This is a genomic window from Acinetobacter sp. Q85-2, assembly GCF_013420555.1.
Taxonomy (GTDB): domain Bacteria; phylum Pseudomonadota; class Gammaproteobacteria; order Pseudomonadales; family Moraxellaceae; genus Acinetobacter; species Acinetobacter indicus.
The window spans coordinates 60959-72904 of sequence record NZ_VOXW01000008.1 but is presented as its reverse complement, the minus strand read 5'-3'; the positions used below and the strand labels follow the sequence as shown (position 1 = coordinate 72904).

The following is an 11946-nucleotide window of genomic DNA, read 5'->3' as shown; positions in this document are numbered from 1 at the left end:
GCCTGATGATCTGGAGATTTGAACGAACGATTTAACGGCGAGGCACAGAGTCTTCATGCAGCGCTTCATTCAGCTGGTCGACCGTAATGGCCCACTCCCCATCCGAGGCAATTTTTTCAGCTAAAAACTGACGTTGACCATCACTCCAGAATTCTGCATCCATAATATGAATTTCCGCCGCCAGTTGATGCTGGCCGATAAAATCTTGAATCGCCTGTTCGCTGGAGTCCAGGCCCAGTTGTTCAAACAGATTGGTCATTCTTGGTCGGGTTTGGCGCATGCGTGAATCTCCCTGTTGTTGTTCTTGTCTTCACCATAGCATATAAAACTGCAAATCCTAGTGCTGTTAAAAAAAATTCACCTTTTCATAAATTTGCAAGATAGATGACAACCAGCTCAGACAAAAAACAGGGCCAGTTATAGCGGCCCTGTCTGCTGATCTTGGTGTAGATGAACTGCGCTTATTCGGCAGCAATCGACCAGTCCTGAATCTCCCAGCCCTGCTCGACCGCCAAGGCCCGCAGACGATCATCCGGATTCACCGCAATGGCGTGGTCTGCATATTCTAGCAAGAAACGGTCATTGATTGAATCTGAATAAGCCCAGGATTCGGTCACCTCACGTCCGGCCAGCCACTGTTCCAGACGTACCAGTTTACCCTGCTGATAACAGGCAGTATTGATGACCTTACCGGTATATTTGCCATCGACCACTTCGGCATTGGTGGCAATGATTTCGCTAATGCCAAATTCACGGAAAATTGGCGCAGTAATAAAATCCGAAGTCGCGGTAATGCCGACCAGTGCATGTCCGGCCTCACGATGACGCTGAATCGCCTTAAAACCTTCCGGGCGCATTTGTGGACGAATCACTTTTTGCATAAACAACTCATGCAGTTCGGTCAGGTAGTGTGACTCGTGCTGGGTCAGAAATTCGAATACAAATTCGTTATAGGCAATCGGGTCAAGCTGGCCAGCTTTGTAATCTTCATAAAATTTGTCATTCATGGCGCGGTGATGAACCGGATCGACCAGACCTTCATTGACTAAAAACTCACCCCAGGAATGATCCGAATCTGTATTTAACAAGGTGTGATCGAGATCAAATAGCGCCAATTTCATGAAAATACTCGTAAAAACTGAAATTTAAGAAAAAATTTGTAAATCTATCTCCGCTAGTCGATAGAAATTCGTTAAGATCATAGCAATTTTAACATTTTTAAACTTTGCTTTTTTTCGTGTTGGATACAGAAATAAAAATCCCCGGAAGCAAAGGCATAATTTACAGAATATTTAGGTAGCCAAATGATCGACTCAGAAGGTTTCCGACCCAATGTCGGGATCATTTTGGCAAACGACTTTGGACAGGTTTTATGGGCAAAACGCATTGGACACAATGCATGGCAATTTCCACAAGGAGGTATCCAGCATGGAGAAACCCCTGAGCAGGCACTTTATCGTGAGCTGAGAGAAGAAGTTGGCTTACTGCCCGAACACGTTCAAATTATCGCACAAACGAAAGGTTGGCTGCGTTACCGTTTGCCGCACCGTTACATCCGGCCCGATTCCGATCCGGTATGTATTGGTCAAAAACAGAAATGGTTTTTACTCAAACTCACGGCCTCGGCCCAGTTGATTCAGCTCAACCTGTCCGATCCGCCCGAGTTTGATCAATGGCAGTGGGTCAGTTACTGGTACCCACTGGGTCAGGTCGTGAATTTCAAACGCGATGTGTACCGCAAGGCGATGGTGGAATTATGTCATCAATTGCCATCTAAGAAAGCCTGAAAAAAGCTGTATGATCATGCAGATTTTTTAAACGACTCTTGCTATAAAGAGAACAGAACTGGAACGCTGATTTGGAGCAGACTTTATGTCGAATATGCAACTGGATACCCTAAGACGCATTGTGCAGGAAATTAATGCGTCCACCAGTTTGCATGAATCGCTCGACATTATGGTCAATCAGGTTGCTGAAGCTATGCATGTCGATGTCTGCTCCATTTACCTGCTTGACGAGCGCAACCAGCGTTATCTGCTGATGGCCTCTAAGGGCTTGAATCCTGAAGCGGTCGGCCATGTGTCTCTGCATACCGGTGAAGGTCTGGTGGGGCTGGTCGGCCAGCGTGAAGAAATCGTCAACCTGGACGATGCACCGAAACATGAACGCTTCCTGTATTTACCGGAAACCGGCGAAGAAATTTATAATTCCTTCCTCGGCGTGCCGGTCATGTACCGTCGTAAGGTCATGGGCGTACTGGTGGTGCAGAACAAGGAATGTCAGGACTTTAGCGAAGCGGCTGAATCCTTTCTGGTCACGCTCTGCGCCCAGCTCTCTGGCGTGATTGCGCATGCGCATGCCGTTGGCAATATTGATGTCTTTCGTAAACCCAGCAATCTGCCGGCCTACAAAACCTTCCAGGGCGTTTCCGGCTCGGGCGGGATTGCGCTTGGCCGCGCGGTCATTCTCTATCCACCAGCAGATTTGGCCGCGGTACCCGACCGTGAAGCCGATGACATCAGCGAAGAACTGAAACTGCTCGACACTGCGCTGGATGCCGTGCGTCAGGAAATTCAGGCGCTGGATGACAAAATGCAGGATGCGCTGATGGCCGAAGAACGCGCGCTGTTTAGCGTGTTCCTGCGTATGCTGGATGAAAATGCCCTGCCGGCGGAAATTAAAGAACTGATTCGGGATGGTAATTGGGCACAAGGTGCGGTGCGGATTGTCATTGACAACCACATTGCCCAGTTTGCCCAGATGGAAGATGACTACCTGCGTGAACGGGTTTCCGACTTAAAAGATCTCGGCCGGCGTATTCTGGCCTATTTGCAGGAAGCCGATGCCAGCCACCGCGAACTGACCGATGAAAGTATTCTGATTGGTGAAGAAATCTCGACCGCGGCACTGGTGGAATTACCGGTCGATAAAATTGCCGCAATTGTCACCACCGAAGGCGCCATGAACTCACATATGGTGATTGTCGCGCGCGCACTGGGTATTCCAACCGTGGTCGGGGTGACTGAACTGCCGATCAACACCCTCGATGACGTAGAAATGATTGTCGATGCGCATCAGGGCCGGGTGTTTATTAATCCGCCACGGCGTTTACGCACCCGCTATAAAGAAATTCAGAAAGAAGAAGAACTGATTGCCAAAGACCTGAAACAGTATGAAACCAAGGACGCCGTTACCCCAGACGGCGTGACGGTCAAACTGTATGTCAATACCGGTCTGATGATTGATGTGGTACGCGGGGTACAACGTGGTGCCAAAGGGGTCGGCCTATACCGCTCTGAAATTCCGTTTATGCTGCGGGATCGTTTCCCGGGCGAAGAAGAACAGCGTGCCATTTACCGCCAGCAGCTGAGCCACTTTGCCAATAAACCGGTGGTAATGCGTACCCTGGATATTGGCGCAGACAAAGACCTGCCGTATTTCTCGATTGAAGAAGAAAACTCGGCGCTAGGCTGGCGCGGGATTCGCTTCACCCTCGATCATCCGGAAATTTTTTCTTCGCAAATTCGCGCCATGCTCAAAGCCAGCATTGGCTTGAACAATCTGCACATCCTGCTGCCAATGGTCACCAGCGTCAATGAAGTTGAAGAAGCGCTATATCTGCTAGATCGTGACTGGCATGCGGTACAGGAAGAAGAACAGGTCAAGATCAACAAGCCGCGTATCGGGATTATGGTAGAAGTGCCCAGTGTGCTGCTGCAGATTGATGAATTTGCCGAACTGGTCGATTTCTTCTCGGTCGGTTCCAATGACCTGACCCAGTATCTGCTGGCAGTGGACCGTAACAATCCACGCGTGGCCAACGTCTATTCGCATTTCCATCCATCAGTGCTACGCGCACTGACCCGTCTGGTCAAGGAATGTCACAAGTACGATAAACCGGTCAGCATTTGTGGTGAAATGGCCGGTGATCCGCTATCTGCGGTGCTGTTGATGGCGATGGGCTTTAATACCCTGTCGATGAGTTCGAGTAACATTCTGCGCGTGCGTAAAGCGATTTGCCATGTGCCGATGAGCGAAGCACAGGAGCAGCTGGAACGGGTGCTGAAAATGAATAATTCGCTGATGGTGAAAAGCTGGATGGAATATTATTTTAAAACCCATGGTCTGGGCGATATGGTCAAGGCCTCTACCCGGATTGTTGGCGCTTAAGCCATATTTTGATTTAAATCAGACAGAATGAATAAGGGCGATAATCATCAGAATATCGCCCTTGTTTGTGTTTGCTATAGCCGCGTTTGGCATTCTTTTTCCGGTCGACAAAAACCTGGCTCTTGTTGACCTCATGCATATATTTGGCCACGAAGTTATGCTGAATCACTTCTGGCTGTTTTTTCTTTGCCATCACTTTATCCTTCCGGTTCATGATTTGAATGCAGGTGTTCCTGCGCTGTATTGATGGGTACATTTGCGCAAAATTCAAGCGCATTTTAGCCTTAAAACTGGGTTTTGTTTCCCATCATCCCCCTTGGAATGGGGAGTCAATCATACATTTTTTTGGACAATTCAGCAGCAATTTTGCGACAGTCATGCGACAATATAAAGAAAGGGTATAGAAAAATTTTGCAGTGTTTTTCTAAACATTCTTCAGCCAGAATTTAAAAGCAGATTCAGCTGCTCTGCCCCTATAATTATACCACGAAATCTTATAATTTTTTATTATTTTGCAAAGACTTATCAGTTAGACAACGCGCTAGAAAAAACTTCCTGATGGGCTAAGATGAAGCTAGAAGATCAATTCAAACAGCCTCTTCCAAAACAGGAGTTCACAAGCATGATTTATGAAGTTTCTGGAGATATTTTATTAAGCCAAGCCCGTGCCATTGCCCACGGTGTTGCCCCAAATGATAACTTTGCCACCGGACTGGCTTTAAGTCTGCGCGAACACTGGCCGGCGCTGTATAAAGACTTCCGTAACTATTGCCATATTTACCATCCTAAAGCGGGTGAGCAGTGGACCTGGGTCAATGCCGAAGGTCAGCGCATCATTAACCTGATGACTCAGGAAGCAGCCTATGACAACGGTTCTAAGCCGGGTAAAGCATCGACAGAATACGTCAACCGCACCCTGAAAAACCTGAAACAGCTGGTTGAAGCCGAGAATATTGAAAGTTTGGCGCTGCCACGTCTGGCTACCGGTGTCGGCGGTCTGGATTGGGAAGAAGTCCGCCCGCTGATTTACAAGCATTTAGAAGACCTGAATATTCCGGTTTATATCTACACCCTGTACCAGAAAGGGGTTAAAGCAGACGAACCGGCGCATTAAGCCAAACTCGTTTGATCGTTAGCGTGAGACTGATGCCGGGATCACACGGCTACGCAACTGCAGACCGCCATGCATCCAGTCCGATTTCCCCGCTTGGCTGAAGTCAAGCGGGGAATTTTTCTATCAGGATACTCTCTATCACGCGTGATGTTTAGGCCGCCAGCGCACGTTCTAACAGCCGGGCAACATCGACCTGGGCCGGGTCTAACATGCCCACCACCTGACCATGCAGGGTCTGATAACGGCTCTGGATAAAGGCCTGTGCCACAAAATCAGGTGCATGCTGGTTTAAGATGACCGCCTGTGCCAGCAGCACCAAACGGCTTACCAGCGTACGTGCCATAAACTGCAAGGCTTGTGGGTCTGTCTGCTGGAACAGCTGCATCAGCGCCTGTAATTCCTGCTGTAACAACGGCTGTTGTTGCACACCATCGGCCAGCGACTGCAACAGGACCTGCATGGACGCCGGATCACGCTGTATCGCGCGTAGCACATCCAGACACATGACATTGCCCGAACCTTCCCAGATACTATTTACCGGGGCTTCTTTAAAAATACGCGCCATGATGCCGTTGTCGACATAGCCATTGCCGCCAAAAACTTCCATCATTTCGCCGCTCAGCTCGACAGTACGCTTACACACCCAGAACTTGGCGGCCGGAGTCATAATCCGCTTCCAGGCCTGCGCCAGCAGCGTATCCAACTGATAGCACTGCGCCAGATAAAAACCCAGCTGCACCGCGGCTTCGGTTTCCAGTGCCAGATCAGCCAGCACCGCCTGCATCAGCGGCTGTTCAGCCAGCGGCTTACCAAAGGCTTTGCGTTGCCGGGTATAGGCAATACATTGCACCAGCGCCTGGCGCAACATGGCACTGCTGCCGACCACACAGGTCAGGCGGGTATAATTGGCCATTTCAATAATGGTGGGAATACCACGGCCAGCTTCGCCAATCATGATGCCCCATGCCTCATGAAACTCGACTTCCGAGCTGGAATTGCTGCGGTTGCCGACCTTGTCTTTTAGACGCTGGATATGAATCGTGTTCTTGCTGCCATCTTCCAGCCAGCGCGGCACAAAGAAGCAGGCCAAGCCATCCTGTTCGGTTTTGGCCACCACCAAATGCGCATCACACATCGGCGCCGAGAAAAACCATTTATGCCCGGTCAGCAGATAAGGCTGGCCACGACCCGCTGCCCCCACCGGAGTGGCGATGGTTTCATTGGCGCGTACATCGGAGCCGCCCTGCTTTTCAGTCATGCCCATGCCCAGCCAGATTGATGTTTTCTGCGCCATTGGAATATCCCGCGCATCATATTCATTCGACAGCAGTTTATCGCCGAGCTGTTGCCACAGTTCAGGTTCACGCTGAATAAGCGGAATACTGCCCAGGGTCATGGAGGCAGGACACAGGTTGCCACATTCGACCTGACCACTCAGATAAAACCGCGCTGCCCAATCGAGCCAGCCAGATGCGGACTGAGGTTCAATAAAGGGATGGGCATGGGTCTGAAATTCCCGGTTCAGCGCCATCCAGTAATGCCAGGCCGGATGGAACTCGACCACATCCTGACGGCGGCCGCGAGCATCAAAGGCCTGTAACTGCGGGGTATGGCTATTGGCTAAATGGGCAGAATGATAAGCCTCTGCCGATCCGGCCTGCTGACCGAGTGCGCTAAGGCGTGCCTGATCCTGACTGCCATAGCGCTGCAAGATTTCCTGCAATACGCGGTCACTCGCAAACAGGTTATAATCCTGACGTTCATCAAACTGATTCTGAATAGAATGGGTCATCCATGCCTGCATCGTTCATCGTTCCTGATTGATTATGATGATAGGCTTTCAGTATAAAGAATATTCACCCACAGCATGTTCGGTTTTCAGTCATGACCTCCCCCTCTGTACAGCTGCGGCGTAAGCCTCGCCAGTCCCGGGCCAAACAGACCCAGCAGGCACTGCTGGACAGTGTTGTTCGGCTTTTGCAGCAGCAGACACCCGCACAACTGACCATCCGTGAGATTACCGAACTGGCCGGGGTCGGTCTGGGCACCTTTTATGAATACTTTGCCCAGAAAGAAGATTTGCTGGCCTGGGTGATTCACCAGCAGATTATCCAGCATGCCGAGGCGCTACGCAGTTATACCCAGCCACCGCTACAGTTATCCACAACTGGTGATATTTGCAGCGATATACTGACCCTGCTGCGCTTTCAGCTTGACCGTATCCGCAGCGAACAGCGGCTGTGGGCCAGTGTGTTTTTACTGGAACGCAGCCTGTCGAGCGAGCAGGCCTATCAAAAGCATTATCAGCTGATGCTGGACAGCTGGCAGCAGATTTTAAGCCGCTATACGCCTGAAACCCGCGAACGCTTGCGCTGTGCCGAAAACCTGCATCGCATCAGTTATGGCTTTATTTCACAAACCCTGTTAATCCAGCCCACATTTCAGGACTGGCCGCAACTGCAGGCCGATATTGAACTGGCCATCCAGCCATTTTTAGCCCGGCTCATCTCAACAAAATCCGACCAAAACACTCAGAAATCAAAACTTTAAGCTATCGATTATTCCTTTGAGCACTAATCGTTTTATCTATTTGAAAAAGTGTTATATTCGGTTTAAGTTAAATAAGAACCAAGTTGCATTTTTATGTTTTTTTATCCATCGTCATTCTGCCCAGCCAGCTATTGCAAGGTAGATTTCAATGATAAGCTGGGTTTATTTTTTATATTGATGACTTTGATAACGGTTAATTTCATGAGATGTCACCTGCCTGGAGAATCCAGCCCGTGTCCAACGTCAGCACATGAATACAATAACGGAGAACGATAATGAGCCAAGACTTTAAAAAATGTCCGGTCACCCACCTCACCACCGATGCCGGTGCTCCGGTGGTCGATAACCAGAACAGTATGACCGCCGGTGCCCGCGGTCCATTACTTACCCAAGATTTATGGCTCAATGAAAAACTGGCGAACTTTGTTCGTGAAGTGATTCCTGAGCGTCGTATGCACGCCAAAGGTTCAGGTGCATTCGGAACCTTTACCGTGACTCACGACATTACCCAATATACCCGCGCCAAAATTTTCTCTGAAGTCGGCAAGAAAACCGAAATGTTTGCCCGCTTCTCGACGGTGGCCGGTGAGCGCGGTGCTGCCGATGCCGAACGTGATATTCGCGGTTTTGCACTAAAATTCTATACCGAAGAAGGCAACTGGGATTTAGTCGGTAACAACACACCGGTGTTCTTCTTCCGTGACCCGCGCCAGTTCCCGGACCTGAACAAAGCGGTAAAACGTGATCCAAAAACCAACGTCCGTTCTGCTAACAACAACTGGGATTTCTGGACCCTGTTACCAGAAGCGCTGCATCAGGTGACCATTGTCATGTCAGACCGCGGTATTCCTGATGGTTATCGCCATATGCATGGTTTTGGCAGCCACACCTACAGCTTCATTAATGCCAACAATGAACGTTTCTGGGTCAAATTCCATTTCCGTACCCAGCAAGGTATTAAAAACCTAACCGATGCCGAAGCCGCAGCACTGATTGGCCAGGACCGTGAAAGCAGCCAGAATGACCTGTTTAATGCGATTGAACGTGGCGATTTCCCGAAATGGACCCTATTCGTGCAGATCATGCCGGAAACTGAAGCGGAAACCGTGCCTTATCATCCGTTTGACCTGACCAAAGTCTGGCCAAAAGGTGATTATCCATTAATTGAAGTCGGTGAGTTTGAACTGAACCGTAACCCAGAAAACTATTTCCAGGATGTGGAACAGGCCGCTTTTGCACCAAGTACTCTGGTGCCGGGGATCAGCTATTCACCAGACCGTATGCTGCAAGCGCGTTTAATTAACTATGCCGATGCCGCACGTTATCGCGTGGGGGTAAACCATTCCCAGATTCCGGTAAACGCAGCCCGTTGTCCGGTCCACTCTAACCGCCGTGATGGTCAGGGCCGTATGGATGGCAACTATGGCGGCTTGCCACACTATGAGCCAAACAGCTTCCAGCAATGGCAGGAACAGCCACAGTACCGTGAACCACCACTGAAAATCCGTGGCGATGCCGATTTCTGGGATTATCGTCAAGATGACAGCGATTACTTTAGCCAGCCGCGTGCCCTGTTCAACCTGATGAATCCTGAACAGAAACAGGCGCTGTTTGACAATACTGCGCGTGCCATGGGCGATGCCTATGACTTTATCAAGTACCGTCATATCCGTAACTGCTTTATGTGTGACCCGGCCTACGGCGAAGGTGTAGCCCAAGCCTTGGGGATGACCGTGGCAGATGCTCAGGCCGCTCGAGCCACCGACCCTGCGCTGGGTCAGCCAGGCGTGCTCTAAGCCTCTACACAGAGAGTTCAAGCCATAAAAAAACCACCTTCGGGTGGTTTTTTGTTGCAGGATTTAAACTTAAACAATCAGCTTCTTGCCTTCGCGAATGCAATAAAACGGATTCATCAGTTTTGAGGATTTACGCATGGCATTTTGCAAATCGACTTCCGGCTGTTCACGGCCTTCATCGGTGAGCTGGAAGGTACGGTAATGAATGGCCAGCGAACATTTGGAATGCAGGTCTTTATGCGCCTGAAAAGCATCTTCCGGATTCATGTGCATATAGCGCATCAGGTCCCGTGGCTCATAGGCACCAATCGGTAATAGTGCAATCCGCGGTGCGCCAATACGGGCATGGATTTCCTTAAAATGCGAGGAATAACCGGTATCTCCGGCAAAGAAGCAGTGATCTTCACCATGCAGAATCGAGAAGCCACCCCAGAGGGCACTGTTCTGGTCGCGCATACCACGGCCTGAACCATGCTGCGCCGGAATATAGACCAGTTTTAATTCATTAAATAGCGCCGATTGCCACCAGTCCATTTCCACCACATGAAAGTTTTTTGGCAAATACCAGCTGTTGCCCAGTCCGGTATAAATTGGCATGGCAAAACGGGCATGTAACCAGCGCAGGGTGGCCAGATCCATGTGGTCATAATGGTTATGGCTCAACAGCACCGCATGAATGGTCGGTAACTCTTCCAGGGCAATTCCAGCCGGGCAAATCCGTTTCGGACCTCTGCCCTGCTGCGGTCCGGCATATTCACACCAGACCGGATCGGTCAGGAAATTATAGGGGCCAATCTGAATCAGAACGGTAGCATGCCCTACAAACCAGATCTGCCAGTCATCCAGGCTGGCATTCGGACGTTCCTGCGGAATCGGACGCTTGCCTTCAGCGGGCTGCTCTGGTGTGTTTTCTGCGGTCCAGCTATTGCGTTTACGCTGTAACAGCCATTTCAGCAAATCACTGCGGCTACGCCCTTCGGGTGCCGGCACCGGATTGAAAAACTGGGCACCGTTATAATGCCGGGAAGGTAAAAACTGCAAAGCAGGCTGACGCCAGGCGTGTGACCAACATGTTTCGGTTGGTAGCTGAAAATGCTTAGGTTCCGCGTTTTGATTCATGTCAGTCCGATAAAAATTGAAGCACGTAGAGCAAATCCTGTGATTTATTAAGTCTTCATTACACAGGACAGCAAGTGCCGATGCAATATGCATAGTATCCAAAATTGTGGAATATTTTGTTTTATGTTTTTGTTGTTTTTAGCAAAAGCCAAAACAGCAGGAAGCGCATGGCTTCCTGTGCTGTCACCATTTAGAAAAATACTGACGCTGCCAGTCTTTCCAGAAATACATCACAATGCCCAGCATCACCACCGCAATCCCGGCCACCGCATGTGCACTGATATGCTCATGATTCAGGGTCGCTCCGAGTACCAATGCAATAATCGGGGTCATCACATTGCTTAAAGAGACAGTGGACGCAGCCAGACGGCGAATCAGCCAGAAATAACACAGCATCGCCACAATCGAAGACATGATCATGGTAAACAAAAAGCCAATCATGGTTTGCATGCCCGGCCATTCGGTTGGCATATGTGACCAGATGAATGGCAACATCAGCATTGAACCCAGTGCCGAGACCAGCAAGGAACCGGTGGCCTGTGACATCGGACTCAGTGGTGCATTAATCTGCTTGACCCAGAAAATCGAGCTGATATACGACACCATGCTAATTAACATCAGCACAATCCCAATCGGGTTGATCTTGCTGTCTGCCGAGTCGGCAAAGACATAACTCAGCCCGGCCACCGCCACCGCCATGCCCAGCCATTGCAGGGCCACCAGTTTCTGGGTTTTTAAAATCACATGGCCAATTAAACCGGCAATAAGCGGGGAAAAACCAAAAATCAGCGCCATTAAACCCGAAGTCAGGTAATTGGCTGCCAGATAAATAAACAGCTGCGCACCAATCAGGTTCAGGCTGCCCGCCACATAACTTTTGAGTGAGGTTTCATCCAGCGGCAACGGATCACGCATCAGTTTCAGTAAAAACAGCGCAATCAGCGAAGCCCCGAAATAGCGGATAATCAGCACCCACATGGGATGGACTTCTTCCACACTCCACACAATCGCCAGCGGCGTGGTGGCCCAGATCAGCACCAGCAAGGCATAGATACTGGCGGTAACGATCATGGGAGATGAGTTTGAACTCATAGACAACTCAACTAAATTTGAAAACCATAAAATGAAGGCATCTTTATTCAAACCCATCTTGAAATAATGAGGATGACGACCTGAATGTCACCACGGAACGAAGAG

At 49.8% G+C, this 11946-nt stretch carries 11 protein-coding genes; 5 read left to right on the top strand and 6 right to left on the bottom strand.

Going from position 1 to position 11946, the window contains the following annotated elements:
* Nucleotides 1-31 precede the first annotated feature (31 nt).
* Both FTT68_RS06240 and FTT68_RS06235 read right to left on the bottom strand, forming a co-directional pair.
* Nucleotides 32-280, bottom strand: a complete 249-nt coding sequence (locus tag FTT68_RS06240; protein ID WP_005182035.1) for a DUF2789 family protein — start codon at nucleotides 278-280, stop codon at nucleotides 32-34.
* Between the two features lie 181 nt (nucleotides 281-461).
* Complete coding sequence (locus tag FTT68_RS06235; protein WP_005182034.1) at nucleotides 462-1121, bottom strand: HAD family phosphatase; 660 nt, start codon at nucleotides 1119-1121, stop codon at nucleotides 462-464.
* Nucleotides 1122-1304: 183 nt separating this feature from the next.
* Here FTT68_RS06235 and FTT68_RS06230 point away from each other — a divergent pair, with 183 nt between their 5' ends.
* Together FTT68_RS06230 and ptsP are read left to right on the top strand one after the other, a co-directional pair.
* Complete coding sequence (locus tag FTT68_RS06230) at nucleotides 1305-1787, top strand: RNA pyrophosphohydrolase (protein ID WP_005182032.1); 483 nt, start codon at nucleotides 1305-1307, stop codon at nucleotides 1785-1787.
* Between the two features lie 85 nt (nucleotides 1788-1872).
* Nucleotides 1873-4170 carry a phosphoenolpyruvate--protein phosphotransferase gene (gene ptsP / locus FTT68_RS06225; RefSeq protein ID WP_152342191.1) on the top strand — a complete coding sequence of 766 codons (2298 nt, stop codon included), beginning with the start codon at nucleotides 1873-1875 and terminating at the stop codon, nucleotides 4168-4170.
* A gap of 13 nt (nucleotides 4171-4183) precedes the next feature.
* On the opposite strand, the gene FTT68_RS06220 is transcribed toward ptsP, so the two are convergent.
* Nucleotides 4184-4363, bottom strand: a complete 180-nt coding sequence (locus tag FTT68_RS06220) for a hypothetical protein (protein WP_005182025.1) — start codon at nucleotides 4361-4363, stop codon at nucleotides 4184-4186.
* Nucleotides 4364-4792: 429 nt separating this feature from the next.
* Between FTT68_RS06220 and FTT68_RS06215 the strand changes: the two genes are divergently transcribed.
* Nucleotides 4793-5284 (top strand): macro domain-containing protein, encoded by a 492-nt coding sequence (locus FTT68_RS06215; RefSeq protein WP_016659595.1) that lies wholly within the window; start codon nucleotides 4793-4795, stop codon nucleotides 5282-5284.
* 151 nt (nucleotides 5285-5435) lie between these two features.
* Here the strand turns inward: FTT68_RS06215 and FTT68_RS06210 are convergent, their stop codons facing one another.
* Nucleotides 5436-7088 (bottom strand): acyl-CoA dehydrogenase family protein, encoded by a 1653-nt coding sequence (locus FTT68_RS06210; RefSeq protein ID WP_180083872.1) that lies wholly within the window; start codon nucleotides 7086-7088, stop codon nucleotides 5436-5438.
* Between the two features lie 80 nt (nucleotides 7089-7168).
* Between FTT68_RS06210 and FTT68_RS06205 the strand changes: the two genes are divergently transcribed.
* Both FTT68_RS06205 and FTT68_RS06200 read left to right on the top strand, forming a co-directional pair.
* Nucleotides 7169-7834, top strand: coding sequence for a TetR/AcrR family transcriptional regulator (locus FTT68_RS06205; protein ID WP_168395851.1), 666 nt, complete (start codon nucleotides 7169-7171; stop codon nucleotides 7832-7834).
* A gap of 275 nt (nucleotides 7835-8109) precedes the next feature.
* A complete protein-coding gene (locus FTT68_RS06200) occupies nucleotides 8110-9630 on the top strand; it encodes a catalase (RefSeq protein WP_005182013.1) in 1521 nt (506 codons plus the stop codon).
* 69 nt (nucleotides 9631-9699) lie between these two features.
* On the opposite strand, the gene FTT68_RS06195 is transcribed toward FTT68_RS06200, so the two are convergent.
* Together FTT68_RS06195 and FTT68_RS06190 are read right to left on the bottom strand one after the other, a co-directional pair.
* Complete coding sequence (locus FTT68_RS06195; protein WP_005182011.1) at nucleotides 9700-10749, bottom strand: MBL fold metallo-hydrolase; 1050 nt, start codon at nucleotides 10747-10749, stop codon at nucleotides 9700-9702.
* A 183-nt stretch (nucleotides 10750-10932) separates the two neighbouring features.
* A complete protein-coding gene (locus tag FTT68_RS06190; RefSeq protein ID WP_016659599.1) occupies nucleotides 10933-11841 on the bottom strand; it encodes a DMT family transporter in 909 nt (302 codons plus the stop codon).
* Nucleotides 11842-11946: the final 105 nt, after the last annotated feature.